Here is a 24,337-nt window from a genome sequence, read left to right on the forward strand (position 1 = left end):
ATGTTTAAATTTAACGATGAAAAAGGCCAACTGAAATGCTCGTTTTGCGGCAAATCGCAGGACCAGGTGCGCAAGCTCGTTGCCGGTCCCGGTGTATATATTTGTGATGAGTGCATTGAGCTGTGCACCGAAATCGTGGAAGAGGAACTGGGCCACGAAGAAGAGCTGGATCTCAAAGACGTACCTAAGCCTAAGGAGATCCGGACGATTCTGGATCAATACGTCATCGGTCAGGATCAAGCCAAAAAGTCGCTCGCGGTAGCGGTGTACAACCACTACAAGCGGATCAATTCCCAGAACAAGCTGGAAGACGTAGAGCTGCAAAAGAGCAACATCGTGCTGCTCGGCCCTACAGGCAGCGGCAAAACGCTGCTCGCGCAAACGCTTGCCAAAATTCTGAACGTACCGTTCGCGATTGCCGACGCCACGTCTTTGACGGAAGCCGGTTATGTAGGCGAGGACGTTGAGAATATTTTGCTCAAGCTGATTCAAGCCGCAGATTACGATGTAGAGAAAGCCGAACGCGGCATCATCTACATCGATGAGATCGATAAAGTAGCCCGTAAATCGGAGAATCCGTCCATTACCCGGGACGTTTCTGGCGAAGGCGTGCAGCAAGCGCTGCTGAAAATTCTCGAAGGCACGGTAGCATCCGTTCCGCCGCAAGGCGGGCGCAAGCATCCGCACCAAGAGTTTATCCAGATTGATACGACGAACATTCTGTTCATTTGCGGCGGCGCGTTCGACGGTCTGGAGCAAATCATCAAACGCCGGATCGGTAAAAAAGTCATCGGCTTCAGCACCGACGGCAGCAAGGTTGACCTCAAGCCGGGTGAGTACTTGTCGATGGTACTGCCGGAGGACCTGTTGAAATTCGGTCTGATTCCGGAATTTGTCGGCCGTCTGCCGGTGATTTCGACGCTGGAGCCGCTCGACGAAGCTGCGCTGGTGCGGATTCTGTCCGAACCTAAAAATGCGCTCGTCAAGCAGTATCAAAAGCTGCTCGACATGGATAACGTCTCGCTGGAGTTCGACGCGGAAGCGCTCGACGCCATTGCCAAGGAAGCGATCAAGCGCAATACCGGCGCGCGCGGCTTGCGGGCGATTATCGAAAGCATCATGCTGGATGTGATGTTTGAGGTGCCTTCGCGTACCGACGTTTCGACGTGCAAGGTAACGAAAGAAACCGTTCAGAACAAGCTGAGCCCTGTATTGACGACGAAAGACGGTCAAACGGCGAAGAAAAAGGAAGAAAGCGCATAACCGATAGTTTTATCAGCCAACCAGCAGCCTCCAATCCGGCTTCCGCAAGGAATTCGGAGCGGGGGATGTTTGGTGTCATGGGGGAGAGAACCACCGATGTTCCACAGAAAAGATACGGTGCCCGTCCGCGTCGGCAATCTGACGATTGGCGGCAGTAACGAAGTGATCATTCAAAGTATGTGTACGACAAAAACAGCGGACGTGCAAGCCACCGTAGCGGAAATTTTGCGGTTGGAGGAAGCGGGCTGTCAAATCGTTCGCGTCACTGTCAACAATCAGGAAGCGGCTGCTGCGATCAAAGAAATTAAAAAGCAGATTCATATTCCGCTGGTCGCCGACATTCATTTCGACCACCGGCTGGCGCTGGCAGCGATTGAAAACGGTATCGACAAGGTGCGGATTAATCCGGGCAACATTGGACGCCGCGACAAGGTCGAAGCCGTCGTCAAGGCGTGCAAGGAACGGGGAATCCCGATCCGCATCGGCGTGAACGCCGGTTCGCTGGAGAATCACCTGCTGGAGAAATACGGCTACCCGACACCGGAAGCGATGGTTGAAAGCGCGCTTTATCACATCAACATTCTGGAAGAGCTGGACTTCCGCGACATTATCGTCTCGCTGAAGGCATCCGACGTGCCTATGGCGATTGCGGCGTACACGAAAGCGGCGCAAGCGTTCAATTATCCGCTGCATCTGGGCATTACCGAAGCGGGAACGCTGTTCTCCGGCTCGGTTAAAAGCGCAGCCGGCATCGGCACATTGCTGCATCTGGGCATTGGCAATACCGTACGCATCTCGCTGAGCACCGACCCGGTAGAAGAAGTGAAGGTAGCGCGTGAACTGCTCAAGACGTTTGGTCTGATTACCAACGCTGCCACGCTTGTTTCGTGTCCGACCTGCGGCCGGCTCGACATTGACCTGTTTTCAATCGCGAACGAGGTGGAGGAGTATATTTCGAAGATCAAGGTGCCGATTAAGGTATCGGTGCTCGGCTGCGCCGTGAACGGCCCGGGCGAAGCGCGCGAAGCCGATATCGGCATTGCCGGAGCGCGCGGCGAAGGCATGCTGTTCCGCTATGGCGAAATGGTGCGCAAGGTACCGGAAGCTGAGCTGCTTAGCGAGCTGAAGAAGGAAATTGACATCATTGTAGCGGCATATGAAGAAACCGGCGTGATACCCGGCCGCAAGCATTAGAAGACTGTATAACATCATAACGCCGTCAGTCAGGTGAAAGCGTCGCTTCCCGTTCCGGGCAGGCGCTGATCGCCGACTGACGGCGTTTTTTTTGCTTGCGCTGGGGCGTCTGTTTTCGCGGCATGTCCGTTCGTCGAATGGGCGCATGAAGCGATGTGGGCAGTAACGCATAATTTTTTTCCAGTGAAGCATAATGAAGGAAGCCAGAAAGGAGATTAGAGGATGCCTATAACCAAATGCTTACCCTTGCGCCGCTCTGCCGTTTCCATGCTGATTGCGCTAATCTTGACTGCGTCTATCAGCGCGCTGCCTGCTGCCGCCGACGAGCCTGCGGCTTCACAGCCGCCGACAACATCCGGCCCACAGGCTGGTTCGCTACCGCCTGCCCCTGCCGCCGCAGCGAAGAAACAAATCGCCATCGTCATCGACGACTTTGGCAACAACATGGACGGCACCGCCGAGATGTTCAAGCTGCCGATCAAATTCACAGCCGCGGTTATGCCGTTCCTGCCGTCGACACAGCAAGACGCGCAACTAGCCCATGAGCACGGCGACGAAGTGATTGTCCATCTGCCGATGGAGCCGGTGCGCGGCAAAAAAAGCTGGCTCGGTCCGGGCTCGATCACAACCGATCTGTCGGACGACGAGATCCGCAAGCGCGTCAATGCCGCCATTGACGATGTGCCTTACGCGATTGGCATCAACAATCACATGGGCTCCAAGGCAACGGCCGACGAACGGGTCATGAATATCGTGCTTGATGTCTGCAAAATGCGCGGGCTGGTCGTGCTCGACAGCCGCACCTCGCATAAAAGCGTCGTAGGCAAGCTGGCCGAGCAGAAGGGCATTTTGCATGCCGACAACGACCTGTTTTTCGACGATCAGTACACCTACCCGCACATCAGCAAGCAAATGGTCAAATTGAAAAAGCTCCTGAAAAGTCAGGAGCAAACGATTGCGATTGGCCACGTCGGCCCTCCGGGCAAAAAAACGGCGCAGGTGATCCGCGAAGCGATTCCGGCGATTGAGCAGGAAGCCGAATTCGTCACCATTTCCAAAGTGGTCAAGCTGAATGCAGCAACGCCGCCCGTCAATTAGGATGTATCATGGCAAAATAATGCTCCACCGCCGAGCCGATCGCTTCTGCAATCTGATTCTGACCGTGAGAATCGTTGAGCAGCTTGCGGTCGGCTCGGTTGGTGATGAAGCCCATCTCCACGATGACCGTCGGGCATTTCGTGTGCCGCAGCACGTAATACGTGCGTCCGAGCATGGGCGGTTCGCTTGTTCCGTACAGCTTATTGAGCGATTGCTGGAGCAGATGCGCGAGTAGAATGCTGTCCGATTGATTCTGGTAAATCATCACCGGACCACGCACGGCCGGCTTGCCCGACCAGTTGACGTGCAGGCTGAGCATCATTTTTGGCCGTACCGTGTTGGCGAGGCCGGATCGCTGAGCGAGGTCCTTTTTGTGCCGGTTGCCGGAGGACCAGGTGTTGTCGTCGCTGAGCGCATAGTCGGAGTCACGGTTCAATATGACGCGGTAGCCTTTTTTGCGCAGCAGCTTGTACGTTTTTTTTGCTATGGCCAAATTCATGTCTTTTTCTTCATATTTACCGAACAGCGTTCCGCTATCGATGCCGCCGTGACCGACGTCGAGCAGCACGTCCGCCGAAGGCAGCAACGGCTCAATAGTTTCGGCCGCCGAAATGCCCGGCGCGAGCAGCGCCAGCAGCAAGCCGGCGCACATCGCTTTGTACAGCAGCTTCATGCCTGTCACATCCTTTTTATCCTGCGAGGTCTGCTCTTATCGTTCGTCGGCAGCGGGCCAATCATGCACGCAACCTCATCCAAAACTTTGCAAAAAACTGGATTAACCTGCTATCGCTTCGGGAATAATAAACATATCCAAGGCTACAGGCGAATGATGAATTTCGGGAGGTATGTCAAGTGAGTTTAAGTATTATTCTTATGGTGATTCAAGTTTTTTTTGCGGTTGTGATCGGGTTGTACTTCTGGAATTTGCTACGCAATCAGCAGACGAACCGCTCTGCTGTCGATAGAGAATCGAAGAAGGAGCTGGAGAAGCTGCGCAAGCTGCGTTCCATTTCTTTGACCAAGCCGCTGTCGGAAAAAACGCGTCCGCAAGCGATGGAGGATATCGTCGGGCAAAAGGAAGGGCTGAAGGCGCTCAAGGCTGCGCTGTGCGGTCCGAATCCGCAGCACGTTATTATCTACGGCCCGCCGGGAGTCGGCAAGACGGCTGCCGCTCGCGTCGTATTGGAGGAAGCGAAAAAAAATCACGAATCGCCGTTCCGTCCCGAATCGAAATTTACGGAAATCGACGCGACGACGGCGCGTTTCGATGAACGGGGGATTGCCGATCCGCTGATCGGTTCGGTGCACGATCCGATTTATCAAGGTGCGGGCGCAATGGGCGTCGCGGGAATCCCTCAGCCGAAGCCGGGTGCGGTGACGAAGGCGCACGGGGGAATTTTGTTTATCGACGAAATCGGCGAATTGCATCCGATCCAAATGAACAAGTTATTAAAGGTGCTTGAGGACCGTAAGGTGTTCCTGGAGAGCGCTTATTACAGCTCCGAGGACGGCAACATTCCGAATTACATTCACGACATTTTTCAAAATGGTCTGCCCGCCGATTTCCGGCTGGTTGGGGCCACGACGCGCACGCCGTCGGAAATTCCGCCCGCGATTCGTTCGCGTTGTCTGGAGATTTTTTTCCGGCCGCTGTTGCCGGGTGAAATCGGTTTGATTGCTGAAAATGCGCTGCGCAAGATCGGCTTCCGCGAAAGCTTGGCTGCAGTTGAAGTCGTGACGAAATATGCGACCAACGGGCGCGAAGCCGTCAATATCATCCAGCTTGCCGCAGGCATTGCATTGACCGAAAAACGCGAATATATTACGGCAGCCGACGTCGAGTGGGTGGTTAACAGCTCGCAAATTCCGCCGCGCCCCGAGCGCAAGGTGCCGGCGCTGCCTCAGGTCGGTTTCGTCAACGGACTGGCCGTGTACGGACCGAACCTAGGTATGCTGCTGGAGATTGAAGTGATTGCCATAGCCGCAGGAGCGGCTGGGGCTGGACGCATCAATATTACCGGCGTGGTTGACGAGGAAGAAATGGGCGGGGGCTCGCGGACGCTGCGGCGCAAGAGCATGGCTCGCGGCTCCGTCGATAACGTGCTGACCGTGCTGCGTCGTCTCGGCATGCGGCCCGAGGATTACGACCTGCATATTAACTTCCCCGGCGGCGTGCCGATTGACGGGCCTTCAGCCGGCATTTCGATGGCTACAGCCATTACCTCCGCGATACATAAAATTCCGGTGGACAACAAGCTGGCCATGACGGGTGAAATGAGCATTCACGGCAAGGTCAAGCCGGTCGGCGGCGTCGTCGCCAAGGTGGAAGCCGCGCTGCAGGCGGGCGCCACTCGTGTGATCATCCCCAAGGAAAATTGGCAGGAGCTGTTCGCTAAGCTGCCGGGGGTCGAAGTCATGGCTGCCGAATCGATTGAAGAGGTGCTGTTTGCCGCGCTGGGTCTGGAGCTGGAGGGTAAAATCATCCCGTTGCCGCTTTCGTCCGAGCGTGCGGTATCGCCGGCTACGCTGCCGATTTTGCATGCCAAGTCGCCGGGCGCCGTCGAGTCGTAAAAGCCGCAAAGCCGCGCCACAGCGCCCATTGGTGTTTTGATTGCGATTTTGATAAAATGTAAAGGCAGCAGGGAATCAAATTGCCAGGAGGTGCAGAGGATGGGGCCCGGTAAAATGAAGATACGCAGATTGCCGCTACTCCCTTTAAGGGGCTTGCTCGTTTATCCAAGCATGGTGCTACATCTGGATGTGGGACGGGAAAAATCGGTCAAAGCGCTGGAGCGGGCCATGGTGGACGACAGCATGATTCTCCTCTGTTCGCAATCCGAGATCAACATAGAAGAACCCTCCAAGGAGGATATTTACCGGATCGGCACCATCGCCAAGGTGCGGCAGATGCTCAAGCTGCCCAACGGCACGATTCGCGTGCTCGTCGAAGGCGTGCTGCGCGCCGAGATTACCGAGTATGTCGCCAATGACGAATATTACGAGGTAACGGTCCGCGAGCTGCCGGAGCAGGAGATCACCGATCCGGAAATCGATGCGCTGATGCGCACGGTGCTCAATCAATTTGAGCATTACATCAATTTGTCCAAAAAAGTGACGCCCGAGACGCTTGCCGCGGTATCGGACATCGATGAGCCCGGCCGTCTGGCCGATGTCATCTGCAGCCACTTGTCGCTGAAAATCAAAGACAAGCAGGAAATTCTGGAAACCGTCGACGTGCGTCAGCGCTTGGAAAAGATGCTCAGCATCCTGAACAACGAACGCGAGGTGCTGGAGCTCGAACGCAAGATCAGCCAGCGCGTCAAGAAGCAGATGGAGAAGACGCAGAAGGAATATTACCTGCGCGAGCAGATGAAGGCAATTCAGAAGGAGCTCGGCGATAAGGAAGGCCGTGCCGGCGAAGTCGACGAGTTGCGCAATCAGTTGGCCGAGACGGAAGTGCCGGATAAGGTGCGGGAGAAGGTCGAGAAGGAAATCGACCGGCTGGAAAAAATGCCGGCTACCTCGGCCGAAGGCGGCGTCATTCGCAACTATATCGATTGGCTGCTGACCTTGCCGTGGAACAAGCGGACCGAAGACGATCTGGACATTGCCAAAGCCGAGATGATTCTGAATGAGGACCACTATGGTCTGGAAAAGCCAAAGGAGCGCGTGCTGGAATATTTGGCCGTGCAAAAGCTGGTGAAGAAGCTCAAAGGACCGATTCTGTGTCTGGTCGGGCCTCCAGGCGTCGGCAAAACATCAATTGCCCGCTCGATCGCCCGTTCAATGGGCCGTCAGTTCATACGTATTTCGCTCGGCGGCGTGCGCGATGAAGCGGAAATCCGCGGACACCGCCGCACGTATGTCGGGGCGATGCCGGGCCGGATCATCCAGGGCATGAAAAATGCCGGTTCCAACAATCCGGTTTTCCTGCTGGACGAAATCGACAAAATGGCGATGGACTTCCGCGGCGACCCGGCTTCGGCGCTGCTGGAGGTGCTGGACCCCGAGCAAAACAGCACTTTTAGCGATCATTTCATTGAAGTGCCCTTCGATTTGTCCAGCGTGATGTTTGTGACGACGGCCAATGCCGTGCATAACATTCCGCGTCCGCTGCTCGATCGGATGGAAGTGCTTTACATTCCCGGCTATACGGAAATCGAAAAGCTGCAAATCGCCAAGACGTATCTGATGCCCAAGCAAAAGCGCGACCACGGCCTGCAGGAAGAGCAGCTGACGGTGGACGAAGCGGCGCTGATGCGCATTGTGCGTGAATATACCCGCGAATCGGGCGTACGCAATTTGGAGCAGCAGGTAGCGGGCGTATGCCGCAAAGCGGCCAAGATGATCGTGACCCATCCGGAGCAGCCTGTGCACGTAACGCCGGACAATCTCAAGGATTTCCTCGGACCGGCCAAGTTCCGCTACAACGTTGCCGAAGAGCAGGATCAGATCGGCGCGGTGACGGGGCTGGCCTGGACGGAGGTCGGTGGCGATACGCTTGTCATCGAGGTGACGGTGATGCCCGGCACGGGCAAGCTAACGCTAACCGGCAAGCTCGGAGACGTGATGAAGGAATCCGCGCAGGCGGCGTTCAGCTATACACGCACGCGGGCCAGCCATTTCGGGATAACGCCGGATTTTCACGAGAAAAACGATATCCACATCCATATCCCCGAAGGGGCGATCCCCAAAGACGGTCCTTCAGCCGGTATTACGATGTGTACGGCGCTGATCTCGGCGCTGACGAATATTCCGGTGTCCCGCCAGGTGGCGATGACCGGAGAGATCACGCTGCGCGGCCGCGTGCTGCCGATCGGCGGATTGAAGGAAAAGGCGCTGGCCGCCCATCGCGCCGGCATTCGCCGCATCCTGCTGCCGCAGGATAACGAAAAGGACATTCAGGAAATTCCTGAAAGTGTGCGCAGCGAAATGACATTCCTGCCGGTCAGTCACATGGATCAGGTGCTGGAGCACGCGCTCGTGCGCAGCAAGCCCCCGGTCGAGGTTCGCTAAGCCCGGAAGGCCAGTTTAACGTAAAGGTGTGCAAAACATGAAGGTCAATCAAGCTGAATTCATTATCAGCGCGGTTGGACCTGGTCAATACCCGCAGGATGCCTTGCCGGAGATTGCTTTGGCAGGGCGTTCTAATGTCGGGAAGTCCTCGCTCATCAACCGGATGATCGCGCGCAAAAATTTGGCCAGAACCAGCTCGCAGCCCGGTAAAACCCAGACGCTTAATTATTACCGCATCAATTCGGACTTATATTTCGTCGATCTTCCCGGCTATGGCTATGCCAAGGTATCCAAAAGCGAACGTGAGCGCTGGGGCAAGTTTATCGAAAACTATCTGTTAAACCGCGAGCCACTGCGTTTGGTGCTGCTGCTCGTCGATTTGCGCCATCCGCCTTCCAAAGACGATCAGGCGATGTACGATTGGCTGTCGCACCACGACATTCCGCTTTGCGTCGTGGCTACGAAAGCGGACAAGCTGCCGCGCAGTCAGGTGCCCAAGCATGCGAAAATCGTCCGCGAGACGCTTGGCATGCCGAAAGGGCAGCCACTGATCTTGTTTTCGTCGGAAGCGGGCCTTGGCAAAGACGAGCTGTGGGCGCTGATCGAGCCATACATCGTCTCCGAAGAGGCAGAGGCAGAGGCAGAGGAACAAACCGCTGCCGTTGCGGAGCTGCCAGTAAATCAAGAGCCGTCCTGAAATTCCGGGACGGTTTTTTGTTGTCCAAACGACCTGTCATATGCCAAGAAGACAGACAATTAGCGAGAAATTCGCTTGAAACTTCGCCGGGAGGCCGTTTCTGTTGCGTTTTTCTTGGAAATTTGGCCGATTTCCCTGTTTTGGAGGCAGGAATATTCAGCGCCGATGTAGTATAATAATAAACATAAGGTAAACCAATGGCTTTAAATAAAGAATCGAGGGATTTTTATGGCACAAAGGTTAGCGACTGAATATGTCAAAACCTGCCTACAGTTAACGGAAGCCCAGATGTTGACGTTTTTTCAAATGTTTGCGGATCATCAAGTGACCTTGCAGATCAAAGTCATGGAGAACGGCAATCAGGATGTCGTTTTTCAGGATGGCGCGGGTCAGGAAATCGTCCTTTCATTTGAACGGAAATCAGGCATGTATGAATGCACCGGGTCCTGTCGATTAAGCAATACGATTCTGGCTAATTTGATGCGCAAGGCGGTCTCCGACTTCAAGGGAAGCGCAATCGTCAACCGGATTTACACGGGCTATACGATGGTCTATCACTACAAACGCGGTTCTGTGGTCAAAATTGTCGAGGTCAAAGACAGTCAGATCAATGTCATTTATGAATACAAGGATACGCTCGGCCAGATGGAGGAGTTGTATTACAAGCGGGAAGTCGAACGGGAGATCAGCGGCATTCAAGAGCAGATCAACCAGTTCCTCGACCTTCGCAATGCTGTTCAGACTCCGGATGTTCACGAGCAAATCGACAAGCGTCTCGGTCAGCTGACCAAGCGGCTGTTCGTACTCGAAGCTTAACTTTCCTCCTTACACAAGCTCTCGCAAGAGAGCTTTTTTCATGTCTGTCAACGTGCCGGGAGCCGCAGAAGCGTCTGGCCAAGCCGGATTTCAAGGCGTTGTGCAGGCGGAACGGCAAGGTAATTTTTTCCGGGAATTTGCGGCGGCAGATGCGGAAAACATAAGCGTTCCAAGCCTCTGCGCCCCGTTGAATTCATCCTGCAGCCGGAAGGCGCAGGGACTATCAAAAAAAAGTATTGCATTTCTGCTGAATAGATGTTATTTTTATTTTCGTTGACAACAATATAGGAACCAGGATTCACTCAGGACATTGAATGTTGCGAGAGATTATTCCCTCGGGAAGTGAATGACGTAGGTCCTAGCGGATGAAATTTTTTTAAACATTTTATTCCTAGGAAGGGGGAACCGAAAGATGGAATACTCTACTTTCGGAAGACACGTTGCTGTAGATACTTGGGGAGTTGATTTCGGACTACTGAACAATGCAGAATGGCTGCAGGCTCAGATGGTAGAAGCTGCCGAAGTGTGCGGGGCAACCGTGCTGTCAGTGCAATCGAAGCAATTTGAACCACAAGGAGCAACTGTGCTCGTCATGTTGTCCGAGAGTCATCTCTCCATTCACACGTATCCTGAGAGAGGTTTTGCCGCGCTGGATTGCTATACTTGCGGCGAAACGGTAGACCCGCAGTTGGCTATCGACTTTATGGTGTCCGTATTGAAACCGGAAACCGTCCATGCGAAGAAGCTGATTCGCGGAATGGGCGAATTGCAAGTTGAAACACCGGAAATGAAGCAAGTCGAGCTTGTGAAGTAAGCAGATAAATAAGTGTACCTATATGTACGTAATGATAACCACGGAGAAATCCGTGGTTATTTGTTTGTGGTCCCCTCCATACAATGAAACAGGGTACAGGCCTTGCGCGGCGGCTGTGCTCAAGGAGGGAGGCGCAAGCGATGCCAAGAAACCGATGGAGCAAAAAGCTGCTGCTGTATGCCGTACTGGCACTTCTGCTGGCCGGAGCCGTCCGGCAGCTTATACATGTGGCCGGCTCAAGTCCCGAGACCCATGACGCCGGATATTTGCTGTACCAGGTGACGCTTTACCAGATCGAGCTGCTGAATCGCAATGCGGGCGAGGCTGCGGCAGCAAGCGATACGAAGGAGCTGACACCATTCAAAACAGCGCTTGGCTCCGCCGCTTACGCCCATGAAAGGCTGGCGCTGGCGGAAGGGGATGAGACATCGCTGACGCCGCTGGACAGCTTGCCTCTGCTCCAGCAATATGTGGAACGGCTCCAGGTAGGCGGGAGTCGGCCGCTGCGCGGCGATGAGCAGCAAATTTTGCAGACCGCTGCTGTCCAGCTGCGCGAGCTGTACAGCGTATATGCCGAGCTGATGTCGTCAAGCCATCGCACGCTCAGCTCGAAAAATGACAAGCTGCGGGCGATCGACGAGGAGCTGGGCGCGTTGATCCGCAAAAAGCTGCTGCAATAAGCAGCCCGCGATTGCTGGTATAAAGAGGAGCCGGGCAGGTGATAACTAACAAGGCCGGCGCGCTCAACATTCATAATATTTTCAAAAAAAATGTCGGAATGACGCATGCGCTATGCTATACTGAAATAGTTCGTAGATTCGAGTGGAAAGGCAGGTGTACCCGGATGCATATTGTCGCAGTTGGCTTAAATTACCGAACGGCCCCTGTCGAAATTCGAGAAAAATTCGCTTTTTCCGAGCAGGAATTGCCCAAGGCGTTGGCGGAATTAAAGGACACGAAAAGCATACTGGAATGCGTCATTGTGGCCACCTGCAACCGGACGGAGATTTATGCGGTGGTGGACCGGCCGCACCTGTGCAGCCATTATATCACCAGCTTTATAGAGCGTTGGTTTCAAGTCTCGAAGGACCAGTTTGCCAAGCATTTATATACGTATGAAAACGAGCGGGCCGTGGAGCATTTGTTCCGCGTCACAAGCGGTCTGGACTCGATGGTTATTGGGGAAACGCAAATTCTCGGGCAGGTGCGCGACGCGTTCCTGCTGTCGCAATCACTGAAGGGAACAGGTTCTTTTTTCAATATGCTGTTCAAGCAAGCGGTGACGCTGGCCAAGCGGGCACATGCCGAGACGGGCATCAGCGATAACCCGGTGTCGGTCAGCTATGCCGCGGTGGAGCTGGGCAAGCGGATTTTCGGTTCGTATGCCAGCAAGACGGTGATGATTATCGGCGCCGGCAAGATGAGCGAGCTGACGGTCAAGCATCTGTATGCCAGCGGCGCGGGCCGGGTGCTTGTTGTGAACCGGACGTGGGAGCGTGCGGTCGATCTGGCGGCGAAGTTCAACGGGATTCCATGCCCGATGGAGCAGCTGCTGGAGCGGCTGGCCGAGGTTGACATCGTGATCAGCTCGACCGGAGCGCGCGATTATGTGCTGACGAAGGAGCATGTGCAGTCCGTGCTGCAAAAGCGCAAATCGCGTCCGCTGTTCATGATGGACATTGCCGTGCCGCGCGATCTGGACCCGCAGATCAGCAGCTTGTCCAATGTATTTTTGTACGATATCGACGATTTGCAAGCGATTGTGGACAACCACCTGCAGGCCCGGCAGCGGGAAGCGGTCAAAATCGAGACGATGATCGCCGGCGAAATGGCGGCGTTCGAGCAATGGACGAAGACGCTGGGTGTAAGCCCCGTGATCAAGGCGCTGCAAGCCAAGGCAAATGTGGTGCACGAAGAAACGATGGACAGCCTGCTCAAGAAGCTGCCGGAGCTGGACGAGCGTGAGATCAAGGTGATCCGCAAGCTGACCAAGAGCATGCTCAATCAGATGATGCGCGATCCGATCCTGCGCGTGAAGGAAATGGCTGTAGAGCGCCACGGCGACGAGGCGCTGGAGATGTTCACGAAGCTGTTCGCCTTGGAAGCGGAGCTGGAAGAAGCGGGCGGCGAGCAGGCGCTGACGGAGCCCGAGTCGCAGCAACGCAAGACGGAGGACAAGCATGCGTTGCTTGGACTTGGCGTTGACGCGCTGGCGCGGTCTTGAGGCGGCGAGGTCCGATTACGGCCAAGGAGAGGTGCGATGGTCACTCAAAGCTGGTTTTATGACGCTATGATTTATATATATGCCCTGAGCCTCCTGTTTTACTTCTCCGACTTCGCGCGAGCGAACCGGAGCGCAAAGCGGATGGGAACGGGGCTGCTTGCATTTGTATGGGCTTTGCAAACTATTTATATGGGGATGCTGTTTTACGGGCATGTGTCGGATTGGGGATTTTCGCGGGGCGACGTGCTGATGGCGTTTTCCTGGCTGCTGGTCGGGATGTCGCTGGTCGTGAACCGTTTTTTCCGCATTGAGCTGTTTCTGTTTGCGATTAATGTGTTCGGCTTTGCGATTCTGGCGCTGAATATTTTTGGCAATCCCGTGGTGACGCCGATTCGCGCAAGCTGGGATGTAAACGATGAGCTGTTGTTCATACATATTTCGCTGGCCTTGGCCAGTTATGCCGCTTTTTTGGCTGCCGCGATTTTCTCGGGGATGTATTTGTTTTTGCATCGCAAGCTGAAGGAAAAGCAATGGACGCCGACGATGCTGCGGCTGCCGTCGCTGGAGAAGATCGAACGCTATACGTATTTCTCCGTCATTCTAGGCGCGCCCTTGTTGATGCTGGCGCTCTCGTTGGGGATCGTTTGGATCGCTTTGCAAGGAGATCACAATTTGTTTTACGATCCTAAGGTGGTCAATTCGGTTTTCGTGCTGGCGGCTTATGGCTTTTACATCTTCCAGCAGCGGTCACTGCGCGTGTCGGGCCATCGGCTGGCGGCGTGGAATTTAGCGGCTTTTTGTATTGTTGTGGTTAATTTCGTCGTGTCGAACTCGGTTTCGGGTTTCCACGACTGGATCTGGAGTTAGGGCGATGGGACGCGACTATCCGATTCATTTGCAGATCGAAGGGTGTGCATGTCTCGTTGTTGGCGGCGGTCAAGTCGCGTTTCGCAAGGTGTCCGGTCTGCTGGGGGCCGGTGCGCGGGTGAGCGTGATCAGCCCGTCTGTCGGGGATGAATTGGCTGCGCTGGCAGCCCGGGGCGACGTGGTTCTGTACAGCAGGCCGTACGCCGCCGGGGATGTTGCGCAGGGGGCCGCGGACGGCAGCCGGTGGACGCTGGTGTTTGCAGCGACGGATGCGCCCGAGGTGAATCGGCGAGTGTGCGACGAAGCGGCGGCGCAAGGAGTGCTTGTGAGCGTAGCTGACCAGCCGGAGCTTGGCAGCTTTATTGTGCCGTCGGTCGTGCGCCGCGGCAAGCTGACGCTCGCTGTTTCGACAGGCGGGGCCAGCCCATCGCTTGGTCGGCGAATTGCCGGCGAGCTGGCGGCAGTCTACGGCGAGGAGTTCGGCGCGTATATGGAGTTTCTTGCCGAAGCACGCGCACTGGTGCAGCGCAGGGTTGACGATCAGGCGCAACGTCAGCGCATGTTCAGGCGCATGCTGGAATGGGACGTGCCCGCGCTGATTCGTGACGGCGCGTTCGAGAGCTGGCGGCGAGAGCTGCTGGCGGCATTGGAGAGAGAGCCCGATTTGCGCACGGTGGATGCGTTCGTGCGGCGGGATTAGAGAGGCGGAGAAGCGATGAGAACCATAGTGGTAGGAACAAGACAAAGCGCTCTGGCGCTGACCCAGACGGGCCAGGTCGTCGAGCAGCTGGAGCGGTTATGCGCCGAGCACGGAATCGACTGCCGGTTTGAGATCCGCAAGATCGTAACGAAGGGCGACCGCATTCTGGACGTGACCTTGTCCAAGGTTGGCGGCAAGGGACTGTTTGTTAAGGAGATCGAGCAGGCGCTGCTGGACGGCGATATCGATATGGCCGTACACAGCATGAAGGACATGCCCTTCGAGCTGCCGGAAGGGCTTGTCATCGGCGCGGTGCCCAAGCGCGAGGACCCGCGCGACGCGTTGATCACGCGCGGCGCAAAGACACTCGACGAGCTGCCACAGGGCGCGCTCGTCGGCACCAGCTCGCTGCGCCGCGCTTCGCAGCTGCAGCACGCCCGGCCGGACCTTGCCATCGAATCGGTCCGGGGCAACATCGACTCAAGGCTGCGCAAGCTTGAGGAGGGCAACTTCGATGCGATTTTGCTCGCGGCCGCCGGTCTGCACCGGATCGGCTGGCAGGATCGCATCACGGCGTATTTGCCGCCCGAGACGTGTCTCCCTGCCGTCGGTCAGGGAGCGCTGTGCATCGAGTGCCGGGGCGGCGACGACTTCATGCTGGGCCTGCTCGGCAAGTACCAGCATGAACCTACAGCGCTCGCTGTCCGCGCCGAGCGCAGCTTCCTCGGCCGCCTGCAGGGCGGCTGCCAGGTGCCGATCGGCGCCTATGCGAGCGTCGCCAGCGACGAGCGCGCTGCCGAAGGCGGCCCGCTGCTGACGCTGACCGGCATGGTCGGCTCGGTCGACGGCCGCACGCTGCTCAAGGAGTCGGCGTCAGGCAACGATCCGGAAGCGCTGGGCCATCTGGTGGCCGACAAGCTGATCGCGCGCGGCGCGGACCGGATTCTGGCCGAGGCGAAGGAGTGAGCGCGATGGGGACAGGACGCGTCTATCTCGTCGGGGCCGGCCCCGGCGATCCCAAGCTGATTACCGTACGCGGTCTGGAGGCGATCCGCAAAGCCGATGTCATCGTCTATGACCGGCTGGCCAGTCCGCGCCTGCTCAAGCACCGCAAGCCGGACGCCGAGCTGGTGTTTGTCGGCAAGCTGCCGGACAAGCACATGATGAAGCAGGAGGACATCAACCGCCTGCTCGCCGATTTGGCGCTGCAGGGCAAGGTTGTGACGCGCCTCAAGGGTGGCGACCCGAGCGTGTTCGGCCGCGTCGGCGAAGAAGCCGAGCTGCTGGCCGAACACGGCATAGCCTACGATATTATTCCAGGGATTACGTCGTCAATCGCGGTCCCGGCGTACGCCGGCATTCCGGTGACGCACCGCGACTTCACGTCATCGGTGGCGATTGTCACAGGTCACGAATATCCGAATAAAACTTACTCCAGCCTCGACTGGGAGCATCTGGCCAAAGCGATTGGCACGATGGTGTTCCTGATGGGCGTAGCCAATCTGGAGCAAATCTGCCGCGAGCTGATCCGCTGCGGCAAGCCGCCGCATATGCCGGTGGCTCTCGTCCGCTGGGGCACGTGGACGGATCAGGCGACGATTACCGGCACGCTGGAGGATATTGCCGCCAAGGTGAAGGCGGCCAATTTCCAATCGCCGGCCGTGATCATCGTCGGCGAGGTGGTTAAGCTGCGCGAGAAGCTGGCGTGGATCGAGAAGAAGCCGCTGTTCGGCCGCCGCGTGCTCGTCACGCGGGCGCGCTGCCAGGCGAGCGAGCTGACCGAGCTGATCGATGAACTGGGCGGAGAGCCGGTCGAATTCCCGGTGATCCGCTTGCAGCCGCCGAGCCGGCCGGAGGCGCTCGCCGCGCTGGACGCTGCGCTCGCTGATCTCGCCCGCTTTGACTGGGCGATTTTTACGAGCGTCAACGGCGTCGAGTACTTTTTCCGCCGCTTGCGCGAGCTGCGGCTGGACGTCCGCGCGCTCGCCAAGGCGCGGTTGGTCGCCGTCGGGCCCAAGACGGCCGAGGCGCTGGAGCAGCGGGGGCTGGTCGCCGAGCTGCTGCCGGGCGATTTCCGCGCCGAAGGGCTGCTGGAGGCGCTGTTGCCGCAGCTCGCTGCCGGTCAGCGCGCGCTGCTGCCGACGGCGGACATCGCCCGCGACTACTTGCCGGTCAAGCTGCGCGAGCTGGGCGTCGAGGTGAGCGAGGTCGACGTCTACGAGAACGTGCTGGCGCTGGAGGACGGCGACGAGGTGCTGGAGCTGCTGCGTCAAGGCGGCATTCACATCATCACGTTTACCAGCTCGTCGACGGTAACGAATTTATTCGAAGCGCTGCGCCGTCTCGGCGAGCCGGAGCCGCTGCAGCTGCTGCAGGGCGCGCAAATCGCCTGCATCGGGCCGAAGACCGCGGAAACGGCCCGCAGGCTGGGCCTTTCGATCACCTATATGGCCGAGGAAGCAACGGTCGCTTCGCTGGCTGAAAGCCTGACGTGGCCCGGCCGGAAGCACGAGTCCGTGGGAGATCCAAACCATTAATCAAGCGAGTCCGCGGCTCTGACAGCCGCTGTCGGTCGGCATCGCCCGCCGGGAGTCGTACGCGGCGCGGAAACCCCGACGTGCTCCGTCCGCTTCGAGCAATTGCTCGATTGGCGGCTAGACCGAATTAAGCTGCGTTCCGTCTTCGAATGGTATCGAAACGCGGCTAGACATTGTTGTTCCGTTAACTCGATCCAAACCGATTTGATCAGGCAGGAGGCTTTTGAATATGACTTTTCCCGTAGTTCGCAACCGCCGTTTGCGCGGCAGTAGCGCGATTCGCCGGCTCGTCCGCGAAAATCGCGTCACAATCGACGACCTGGTGCAGCCGGTTTTTGTTACCGAAGGCGAGAATATCAAGCACGAAATCGCCTCGATGCCGGGCGTGTACCATTTTTCGCTCGACCGTCTGGATGAAGAAATCGACGACATTGCCCGACTGGGCATTCCGGCCGTGCTGCTGTTCGGCGTGCCGGATCACAAGGATGCCGAAGGCACTTCGGCGTTCGACGACGAAGGCATTGTGCAGCGGGCCACGCGCCGGATCAAGGCGCGGCATCCCGAGCTGCTGGTCATCGCTGATACGTGCTTGTGCCAGTTCACCGACACCGGCCATTGCGGCGTCATTCATCATCATCCGGTCACCGGACAAGCCGACGTCGCCAACGACCTGTCGCTGGAGCTGCTGGCGCGCACGGCGGTGTCGCAGGCCAAGGCGGGCGCCGATATTATCGCTCCGTCGAACATGATGGACGGCTACGTGCAGGCGATTCGCAGCGGCCTTGACGATGCCGGATACGAAAACGTGCCGATCATGGCCTATTCGGTCAAATATGCCTCGGCGTATTACGGCCCGTTCCGTGACGCCGCGCATTCCTCGCCGCAATTCGGCGACCGCAAAACGTACCAGATGGACCCGGCCAACGGCCGCGAGGCGCTGCGCGAAGCGGAGAACGACGTGCTGGAGGGCGCGGATTTCCTCATGGTCAAGCCGGCGCTCGCGTACATGGACGTGATCCGCATGCTCAAGGACAACTTCGACCTGCCGGTCGTCGCTTACAACGTCAGCGCAGAATATGCGATGATCAAAGCAGCGGCGCTGCAGGGCTGGATCAACGAGCAGGCGATTGTGATGGAAACGATGGTCAGCTTCAAGCGGGCCGGCGCGGACATCATTTTGACCTACTTCTCCAAAGATATCGCCCGTTGGCTGCAAGAGGGCTAACATTACCCAGAACCATTCGCGCCCAGGGCGACCCGGCCCGGATCGAATGGTTCTTTGTCATACTTTTGTCGCATTCCAAGAGCGCTCATGTCCGGGCACAGGAGTATAATTAAAGCATAATGGACAACAATAGGCTACATATAACGGCTGGGAAAAAGAGGAAGGTGGCCCCTGTGAGCTACAACGATCGTTTTATTCAAGCCTGCCGCAAGCAGGACGTCGATACGGTGCCGGTCTGGTATATGCGTCAAGCCGGACGGTACGACCCGGAATACCGCAAAATTAAAGAGAAATATACGCTGCTGGAAATTTGCCGCCAGCCCGAGCTCGCCGCCGAGGTGACGATGATGCCGGTGCGCAAGCTGGGCGTGGATGCGGCGATTTTGTATTCGGACATTATGAATCCGGTCGCGTCGCTGGGCGTCGAGTTCGATATCGTCAAAAATATCGGCCCGGTGATTTATACCCCGGTGCGTACGGCGGCCGATGTCGAGCGGCTGCGTCCGATCGATGTGGACAAGGACCTGTCGCACATCATCGAGACGATCCGCATTCTTGACAAGGCGCTGGAGGTGCCGCTGATTTCCTTTGCCGGCGCACCGTTTACGATTGCCAGCTACTTGATTGAAGGAAAACCGTCCAAAAGCTACATTCGCACCAAGCAAATGATGTACAGCGAGCCGAAGGTGTGGTACGCGCTGATGGACAAGCTCGGCGATATGGTGATTACGTACCTGCGGGCGCATATTGCGGCCGGGGCGAAGGCGGTGCAGCTGTTTGACAGCTGGATCGGGGCGCTCGCGCCGGCGGATTTTCAACTGTATGTGCTGCCGACGATCACGCGGATTTTTCAGGAATTGTCCGATCTGGATGTGCCGAAAATTTATTTCCCCGGCGTCAGCTCCGGCGAGCTGCTGCCGTATTTGCGCGGCCTGGCAGCCGATGTAATCGGGCTGGACTGGCGCGTGCCGGTAAGCGAAGGACGCCGCCGCGTCGGCGACCGCTTTGCTGTGCAGGGCAATCTTGACCCTTACGTGCTGACGGCGCCGATGAGCGTGATTGAGCGTCAGGCGCAAGCGATTCTCGATGAGGGGATGCAGCAGCCCGGTTATATTTTTAACCTCGGACACGGTTTATTCCCGGAGGCTTCGCTGGACAAGCTCAAGGAGCTGACCGCTTTTATTCATAATTATTCGCATGCCGTTTTATCCAAGCAAGCAGAAAAGAGTGGTGTATAAGACGATGAGCAAGCAGCGTATCGGCGTATTGGTGATGTCCTACGGGACTCCGGAAAGTTTGGATCAGATTGAAGCCTATTACACGCATATCCGGCGGGGCAATCCGCCTTCGCCCGAGCAGCTCGCCGAGCTGAAGGCGCGGTATGAGGCGATTGTCGGGGGCTTTTTCCCGCTGCGCGAGAATACGAACAAGCAGGTGGCAGGACTGGAAGCGGAGCTGAACCGCGAGCATTCCGGCGATTCGGAGCTGGAGTTCGTCTGCTATCAGGGCTTGAAGCATGCGTTACCTTATGTTGAGGACGGCGTGGAGATGATGGTGAAGGACGGCATCCGGCAAGCGGTCGGCGTCGTGCTGGCGCCGCATTTTTCGACGATGAGCGTGGGCGGTTATGTGAAACGGGCCAAGGAGAAAGCCGCAGAGCTCGGGCTGGCGATTGATTTTGTGCTGAGCTACCACCTGCATCCGCTGCTGCTGGAGGCTTTGTCTACGCGAGTGGAGTCGGCGCTGGAGCGCTTTGAAGGCGTGGCGCGCGACGAGGTGCGCGTGATCTTTACGGCGCATAGTCTGCCGGAGAAAATCCTGGAAATGAACGACCCGTATCCGCAGCAGCTGTTGGAGACATCGAAGGCGATTGCCGAGCGTGTCGGCTTGACCAATTGGCAGTTCGGCTGGCAAAGCGCCGGGCAGACGGCGACGCCGTGGCTCGGTCCGGACATTCTCGACGTGCTGCGCACGATTACGGCTGAGGAGCAAGTGAAAAACGTGCTGCTGTGCCCGATCGGCTTTGTCTCCGACCATCTGGAGGTGCTGTACGATATCGATATTGAAGCGCAGGCGCTGGCAAGCGAGCTGGGCTTACACCTGGAGCGCACGGAATCGCTGAATACCGATCCGCTATATATGCAGACGCTGAGCGACGTAGTTTACGCCAAGGCGACGGAAGCGCTGAAGGTGTAGCAGTCTGGCACAGGAAGCAAGGCCATAACGGAAGGAGAGCTGGCGATGGACGACAATCGGCCGCATCTGGTGATCATCGGCGGGGGGATTACAGGCTTGAGCGCGGCGTTTTATGCGAAAAAACGGCTGGAGGCTGCGGGCGCGCGCGCGCGTCTGACGCTGCTGGAGCCGACGCAGGCGCTTGGCGGGAAAATTCATACGCTGGAGCGGGACGGCTTTTTTATCGAAAAGGGACCGGATTCTTTTCTGGCTCGCAAGCGGCCGATTATCGAGCTGACGCGCGATCTTGGGCTGATGGACGAGCTGACCGGCACAAATCCGCAGGCCAAGAAGACGTTTATCGTCCGCGGAGGCAAGCTGCATCGCATCCCGCAGGGGCTGTCTCTGGGCATTCCGACCGAGGTGTGGCCGTTTGTGCAAAGCGGGCTGATCTCGCCGGCCGGCAAGGCTCGGGCTGCGCTCGATTTGCTGCTGCCGCGGCGTGGCGAGTCGGGCGACGAGTCGTTGGGCGATTTCTTCGAGCGCCGTCTGGGCAAAGAAGTGCTGGAGCAGATCGCCGAGCCGCTGCTGGCCGGCATTTATGCCGGGGATTTGCATGCGCTCAGCTTGCAGGCGACGTTCCCGCAGTTTCAGGCGATGGAAAAAAGACACCGCAGCCTGATTCTCGGCACGCTGGCGAGCAAAAAGGCCGCGTTAGCCGATGCGCTGGAGCTGCCCGAGGCGGTGCGCCATTCGACGTTTCTGTCGTACCGGCGCGGCCTGCAGACGCTCGTGCAAGGGCTGGTCGCTGCGCTCAAGGACGTCGAGCTGCGCACGGGCGAAGCAGCGGCGTCTGTGGCCCCGGCGGCGGGAGGCGGCATACAGGTAGCGCTGGCCGACGGCGGTTCGCTGGCAGCGGACGGCGTCATTGTCACGACGCCAACGTACGAGGCCGGACGGCTGCTGGCGGCGCATGTGCCGGCGGCAGAAGCGCTGCAGCGGATCGAATATGTGTCGGTCGCGAATATCATTATGGCGTTTGAGCGCTCGGACATTCCGTTCCCGCTTGACGCCTCGGGTTTTGTCGTGCCGCGCCGCGAAAAGCGGACGATTACGGCTTGCACGTGGACGTCGGCCAAATGGACGCATACGGCGCCCGCCGACAAAGCCGTGCTGCGCTGTTATGTGGGGCGAACCGGCGAGCAAGAGTGGCAGGCGTGGAGCGACGAGCAGCTCATACAAAAAGCCCGCCACGATTTGGGCGAGCTGCTCGGGCTCCGCGCAGAGCCGTTGTTTGTGGAAGTGACGCGACTAGCGAAGTCGATGCCGCAGTATCCGGTAGGCCATTTGGCCCAGGTGGCGGCATTTCGCGCCGAGCTGGCGGAGCGGCTGCCCGGTGTGCTCGTGACGGGCGCGGGCTTTCACGGCGTCGGCTTGCCGGACTGCATCCGGCAGGGGCGCGAAGCGGCCGAGCAGCTCGTCGACAGCGTGCTGACGGCGCGGCGCAAGTCGGCCGCTGTGCCGGTGTGAGGTGAGCCTGGTGTGGGACGCTGTGCGTCCGCTGCGGCCTTGCACAGCCGATGGGGCGATTGCCGCAAAGCCGTGAGCCGCTGCGGGTCATCCGGAGGACGCTTAGCGCAGCTTGGCGAGATCGAGCTTGAAATCAACCGGCGAAATGGTGAGGATTTGCTTTTCCTCCAAATCGCGGACGACTTGCATGAGCGTAATTTTTTGCACGCCGGCCATTTGGGAAATTTCGTCGAAGTTGAGCACAAGCTTGATTGTAATGATATTGCCGTTGCGCATACCGTGCTTGTTGGCCAGCTTGATCAGGCTTTTGATCACGCGCGTGCGGGCATCGAGGAACGTTAAGTCAAACACATGCTGGTTCGTGTCGCGCAGCCGGTTGCTCAGCTCTTGCATGATGCCAAGCGTAATGTCGAAATGATTGCGCAGCAGCTCGAGGAAATGCTGGCCCATCAGCGTGATCAGCACGCATTCCTCCAGCGTCTTGGCGGAAGCGGAGCGGGGCTTGCCGTCGATCAGCGACAGCTCGCCAAAGCTTTCTCCGGCTTTGAAAATCGATAAAATTTTCTCTTCGCCGCCAGGGCTGGTTGTATACACCTTGACGGAACCGCTGTAGACCATATAAAAGACAGAGCCGAGCTCTTTTTCGGAAAAAAGCACGACATTGGGTTTATAGGTTTTGCGAGTACAAATGGCAGCAACTGCCTGCAATTGAGCTTCATTCAGTCGGGAGAACAAAGGCACATTTCTGACAAATTCAATCATGCATATCTCCTCTTTATCTTTGCGAAGTGTAGTTCCGTGACTATTTTACCATATTTATGAGGCGGGTGCGCAATTGTTCATGAAAAATCCAAGCAGAAACGATACGCGGTCGGCAGCCGCTTTCCGCGAAGCCAAACAACACATTCCCGGCGGTGTAAACAGCCCGGTACGGGCGTTCAAATCGGTTGGCTTGACGCCGCTATTCATCGAGCGGGCCGCCGGCTCGCGCGTGTTTGACATCGATGGCAATGCCTTCATCGACTACGTCGGCTCATGGGGACCGCTGATCGTCGGCCATGCGCATCCCGAGGTGCTGGAGGCGATTCATTCGACCGCAGCCAAGGGAACGAGCTTCGGCGCGCCGACCGAGCTGGAGACGGAAATGGCCAAGCTCGTGATCGAGCGGGTGCCGTCGATCGAAATGGTACGCATGGTTAATTCCGGTACGGAAGCGACGATGAGCGCCTTGCGCTTGGCGCGCGGCTATACGCAGCGCAGCAAAATCGTCAAGTTCGAGGGCGGCTACCACGGCCACGCCGATGCGCTGCTGATCAAGGCGGGCTCGGGCGTAGCGACGCTGGGGCTGCCTGATAGTCCGGGCGTGCCGGAGAATGTAGCGGTCAACACGATCACGGTGCCGTATAACGATTTGGAAGCGGTCAAGCTCGTATTTGAGCGCTATGGCGACGATATCGCCGCTGTGATTGTCGAGCCGATTGCCGGCAATATGGGCGTTGTACCGCCGCAGCCGGGATTTTTGCAAGGACTGCGCGAGGTGACGGCGGCGTGCGGCAGCCTGTTGATTTTCGACGAGGTGATGACCGGCTTCCGTGTGCATCTGAATTGCGCGCAAGGGCTGTACGGGGTGACGCCGGACTTGACGTGTCTGGGCAAGGTTATCGGCGGGGGCTTGCCGGTTGGCGCTTACGGCGGCCGCCGCGACATCATGGAGCAAATGGCCCCGGCAGGGCCGATCTATCAGGCCGGTACGCTGTCGGGCAATCCGCTGGCGATGGCCGCGGGTTACACGACGCTGAAGCTGCTGGGGCGTCCAGGCGTGTACGAGGAGCTGGAGCGCAAATCGGCGCTGCTGGAAGCGGGCTTTGCGCGCAACGCAGCCGAAGCAGGCGTAGCCAGCACGATCAACCGCGTCGGATCGATGGTGTGCCCATTTTTCACCGACGTGCCGGTGACAGACTATGCTTCGGCCAAAACGTCCGACCTCGGCAAGTTCAACACTTATTTTGCCCGTTTGCTGGATTTGGGCGTTTCGGTGGCCCCGTCGCAATTTGAGGGCATGTTCGTTTCGACGGCGCATACGGATGAGGATATTGAAGCGACGATTGCCGCGCATCGCGAGGCGTTGCAGGGATTGTAGAGTTATTTGAACGCGGCTGCAGGGAGATGATCTCCTTGCGG

Annotated in this window: 22 protein-coding genes; 20 read left to right on the forward strand and 2 right to left on the reverse strand. The window is 57.7% G+C overall.

The features are described from left to right. The 3 genes from clpX (at position 1) to B5M42_RS04735 (ending at position 3,555) form a co-directional block, all read left to right on the forward strand. Positions 1-1,263, forward strand: coding sequence for an ATP-dependent protease ATP-binding subunit ClpX (clpX, locus tag B5M42_RS04725; RefSeq protein WP_134756780.1), 1,263 nt, complete (start codon positions 1-3; stop codon positions 1,261-1,263). A 96-nt stretch (positions 1,264-1,359) separates the two neighbouring features. After that, complete coding sequence (ispG, locus tag B5M42_RS04730) at positions 1,360-2,457, forward strand: flavodoxin-dependent (E)-4-hydroxy-3-methylbut-2-enyl-diphosphate synthase (RefSeq protein WP_134756778.1); 1,098 nt, start codon at positions 1,360-1,362, stop codon at positions 2,455-2,457. 222 nt (positions 2,458-2,679) lie between these two features. Then, positions 2,680-3,555, forward strand: a complete 876-nt coding sequence (locus B5M42_RS04735; RefSeq protein WP_230632681.1) for a divergent polysaccharide deacetylase family protein — start codon at positions 2,680-2,682, stop codon at positions 3,553-3,555. On the opposite strand, the gene B5M42_RS04740 is transcribed toward B5M42_RS04735, so the two are convergent. Further along, the gene (locus B5M42_RS04740) at positions 3,548-4,228 is read right to left on the reverse strand and encodes an N-acetylmuramoyl-L-alanine amidase family protein (RefSeq protein WP_134756776.1); all 681 of its coding nucleotides are present in this window, start codon (positions 4,226-4,228) and stop codon (positions 3,548-3,550) included. The genes B5M42_RS04735 and B5M42_RS04740 overlap by 8 nt on opposite strands. A gap of 179 nt (positions 4,229-4,407) precedes the next feature. Here B5M42_RS04740 and lonB point away from each other — a divergent pair, with 179 nt between their 5' ends. From lonB to hemG, 16 genes are all read left to right on the forward strand, one after another. Next, positions 4,408-6,126 (forward strand): ATP-dependent protease LonB, encoded by a 1,719-nt coding sequence (gene lonB, locus B5M42_RS04745; protein WP_209280787.1) that lies wholly within the window; start codon positions 4,408-4,410, stop codon positions 6,124-6,126. A gap of 99 nt (positions 6,127-6,225) precedes the next feature. Then, positions 6,226-8,571: an endopeptidase La gene (gene lon / locus B5M42_RS04750; RefSeq protein WP_134756774.1), complete on the forward strand. Its 2,346-nt coding sequence runs from the start codon at positions 6,226-6,228 to the stop codon at positions 8,569-8,571. A gap of 37 nt (positions 8,572-8,608) precedes the next feature. Further along, positions 8,609-9,268, forward strand: coding sequence for a ribosome biogenesis GTP-binding protein YihA/YsxC (gene yihA / locus B5M42_RS04755; RefSeq protein ID WP_134756772.1), 660 nt, complete (start codon positions 8,609-8,611; stop codon positions 9,266-9,268). A gap of 228 nt (positions 9,269-9,496) precedes the next feature. Beyond that, complete coding sequence (locus B5M42_RS04760; RefSeq protein WP_134756770.1) at positions 9,497-10,084, forward strand: non-ribosomal peptide synthetase module; 588 nt, start codon at positions 9,497-9,499, stop codon at positions 10,082-10,084. A gap of 40 nt (positions 10,085-10,124) precedes the next feature. Then, a complete protein-coding gene (locus B5M42_RS04765) occupies positions 10,125-10,361 on the forward strand; it encodes a hypothetical protein (protein ID WP_134756768.1) in 237 nt (78 codons plus the stop codon). A 135-nt stretch (positions 10,362-10,496) separates the two neighbouring features. After that, complete coding sequence (speD, locus tag B5M42_RS04770; RefSeq protein ID WP_134756766.1) at positions 10,497-10,898, forward strand: adenosylmethionine decarboxylase; 402 nt, start codon at positions 10,497-10,499, stop codon at positions 10,896-10,898. Positions 10,899-11,038: 140 nt separating this feature from the next. Then, positions 11,039-11,578 (forward strand): S-adenosylmethionine decarboxylase, encoded by a 540-nt coding sequence (locus B5M42_RS04775; RefSeq protein ID WP_134756764.1) that lies wholly within the window; start codon positions 11,039-11,041, stop codon positions 11,576-11,578. A 164-nt stretch (positions 11,579-11,742) separates the two neighbouring features. Continuing rightward, positions 11,743-13,122 carry a glutamyl-tRNA reductase gene (gene hemA / locus B5M42_RS04780; RefSeq protein WP_134756762.1) on the forward strand — a complete coding sequence of 460 codons (1,380 nt, stop codon included), beginning with the start codon at positions 11,743-11,745 and terminating at the stop codon, positions 13,120-13,122. Positions 13,123-13,263: 141 nt separating this feature from the next. After that, entirely contained in the window at positions 13,264-13,989 is a 726-nt protein-coding gene (ccsA, locus tag B5M42_RS04785) for a cytochrome c biogenesis protein CcsA (RefSeq protein WP_230632683.1), read from the forward strand. 4 nt (positions 13,990-13,993) lie between these two features. Then, on the forward strand, positions 13,994-14,689 hold the full coding sequence (locus B5M42_RS04790; RefSeq protein ID WP_134756749.1) for a precorrin-2 dehydrogenase/sirohydrochlorin ferrochelatase family protein: 696 nt from the start codon (positions 13,994-13,996) through the stop codon (positions 14,687-14,689). A 15-nt stretch (positions 14,690-14,704) separates the two neighbouring features. Then, positions 14,705-15,655: a hydroxymethylbilane synthase gene (hemC, locus tag B5M42_RS04795; protein ID WP_134756747.1), complete on the forward strand. Its 951-nt coding sequence runs from the start codon at positions 14,705-14,707 to the stop codon at positions 15,653-15,655. Between the two features lie 5 nt (positions 15,656-15,660). Next, positions 15,661-17,226, forward strand: a complete 1,566-nt coding sequence (gene cobA / locus B5M42_RS04800) for a uroporphyrinogen-III C-methyltransferase (RefSeq protein WP_134756745.1) — start codon at positions 15,661-15,663, stop codon at positions 17,224-17,226. Between the two features lie 229 nt (positions 17,227-17,455). Next, entirely contained in the window at positions 17,456-18,451 is a 996-nt protein-coding gene (hemB, locus tag B5M42_RS04805; protein WP_134756743.1) for a porphobilinogen synthase, read from the forward strand. Positions 18,452-18,624: 173 nt separating this feature from the next. Continuing rightward, positions 18,625-19,689, forward strand: a complete 1,065-nt coding sequence (gene hemE / locus B5M42_RS04810) for a uroporphyrinogen decarboxylase (RefSeq protein WP_134756741.1) — start codon at positions 18,625-18,627, stop codon at positions 19,687-19,689. 4 nt (positions 19,690-19,693) lie between these two features. Continuing rightward, positions 19,694-20,647, forward strand: a complete 954-nt coding sequence (hemH, locus tag B5M42_RS04815) for a ferrochelatase (RefSeq protein WP_134756739.1) — start codon at positions 19,694-19,696, stop codon at positions 20,645-20,647. 45 nt (positions 20,648-20,692) lie between these two features. After that, complete coding sequence (gene hemG / locus B5M42_RS04820) at positions 20,693-22,156, forward strand: protoporphyrinogen oxidase (protein WP_230632685.1); 1,464 nt, start codon at positions 20,693-20,695, stop codon at positions 22,154-22,156. A 102-nt stretch (positions 22,157-22,258) separates the two neighbouring features. Here the strand turns inward: hemG and B5M42_RS04825 are convergent, their stop codons facing one another. Beyond that, complete coding sequence (locus B5M42_RS04825; protein ID WP_134755785.1) at positions 22,259-22,918, reverse strand: Crp/Fnr family transcriptional regulator; 660 nt, start codon at positions 22,916-22,918, stop codon at positions 22,259-22,261. Positions 22,919-22,997: 79 nt separating this feature from the next. Here B5M42_RS04825 and hemL point away from each other — a divergent pair, with 79 nt between their 5' ends. Then, positions 22,998-24,296 carry a glutamate-1-semialdehyde 2,1-aminomutase gene (gene hemL / locus B5M42_RS04830; protein WP_134755783.1) on the forward strand — a complete coding sequence of 433 codons (1,299 nt, stop codon included), beginning with the start codon at positions 22,998-23,000 and terminating at the stop codon, positions 24,294-24,296. Positions 24,297-24,337: the final 41 nt, after the last annotated feature.

Source organism: Paenibacillus athensensis (assembly GCF_004514475.2).
Taxonomy (GTDB): Bacteria; Bacillota; Bacilli; order Paenibacillales; family NBRC-103111; genus Paenibacillus_AL; species Paenibacillus_AL athensensis.

What these genes read in the sequence shown, in the direction of transcription:
- clpX (WP_134756780.1), top strand. Translation starts at nt 1, where the DNA reads ATGTTTAAATTTAACGATGAAAAAGGCCAACTGAAATGCTCGTTTTGC.
- ispG (WP_134756778.1), top strand. Translation starts at nt 1,360, where the DNA reads ATGTTCCACAGAAAAGATACGGTGCCCGTCCGCGTCGGCAATCTGACG.
- B5M42_RS04735 (WP_230632681.1), top strand. Translation starts at nt 2,680, where the DNA reads ATGCCTATAACCAAATGCTTACCCTTGCGCCGCTCTGCCGTTTCCATG.
- B5M42_RS04740 (WP_134756776.1), bottom strand. Translation starts at nt 4,228, where the DNA reads ATGAAGCTGCTGTACAAAGCGATGTGCGCCGGCTTGCTGCTGGCGCTG.
- lon (WP_134756774.1), top strand. Translation starts at nt 6,226, where the DNA reads ATGGGGCCCGGTAAAATGAAGATACGCAGATTGCCGCTACTCCCTTTA.
- yihA (WP_134756772.1), top strand. Translation starts at nt 8,609, where the DNA reads ATGAAGGTCAATCAAGCTGAATTCATTATCAGCGCGGTTGGACCTGGT.
- B5M42_RS04760 (WP_134756770.1), top strand. Translation starts at nt 9,497, where the DNA reads ATGGCACAAAGGTTAGCGACTGAATATGTCAAAACCTGCCTACAGTTA.
- B5M42_RS04765 (WP_134756768.1), top strand. Translation starts at nt 10,125, where the DNA reads ATGTCTGTCAACGTGCCGGGAGCCGCAGAAGCGTCTGGCCAAGCCGGA.
- speD (WP_134756766.1), top strand. Translation starts at nt 10,497, where the DNA reads ATGGAATACTCTACTTTCGGAAGACACGTTGCTGTAGATACTTGGGGA.
- B5M42_RS04775 (WP_134756764.1), top strand. Translation starts at nt 11,039, where the DNA reads ATGCCAAGAAACCGATGGAGCAAAAAGCTGCTGCTGTATGCCGTACTG.
- hemA (WP_134756762.1), top strand. Translation starts at nt 11,743, where the DNA reads ATGCATATTGTCGCAGTTGGCTTAAATTACCGAACGGCCCCTGTCGAA.
- ccsA (WP_230632683.1), top strand. Translation starts at nt 13,264, where the DNA reads ATGGGAACGGGGCTGCTTGCATTTGTATGGGCTTTGCAAACTATTTAT.
- B5M42_RS04790 (WP_134756749.1), top strand. Translation starts at nt 13,994, where the DNA reads ATGGGACGCGACTATCCGATTCATTTGCAGATCGAAGGGTGTGCATGT.
- hemC (WP_134756747.1), top strand. Translation starts at nt 14,705, where the DNA reads ATGAGAACCATAGTGGTAGGAACAAGACAAAGCGCTCTGGCGCTGACC.
- cobA (WP_134756745.1), top strand. Translation starts at nt 15,661, where the DNA reads ATGGGGACAGGACGCGTCTATCTCGTCGGGGCCGGCCCCGGCGATCCC.
- hemB (WP_134756743.1), top strand. Translation starts at nt 17,456, where the DNA reads ATGACTTTTCCCGTAGTTCGCAACCGCCGTTTGCGCGGCAGTAGCGCG.
- hemH (WP_134756739.1), top strand. Translation starts at nt 19,694, where the DNA reads ATGAGCAAGCAGCGTATCGGCGTATTGGTGATGTCCTACGGGACTCCG.
- hemG (WP_230632685.1), top strand. Translation starts at nt 20,693, where the DNA reads ATGGACGACAATCGGCCGCATCTGGTGATCATCGGCGGGGGGATTACA.
- B5M42_RS04825 (WP_134755785.1), bottom strand. Translation starts at nt 22,918, where the DNA reads ATGATTGAATTTGTCAGAAATGTGCCTTTGTTCTCCCGACTGAATGAA.
- hemL (WP_134755783.1), top strand. Translation starts at nt 22,998, where the DNA reads ATGAAAAATCCAAGCAGAAACGATACGCGGTCGGCAGCCGCTTTCCGC.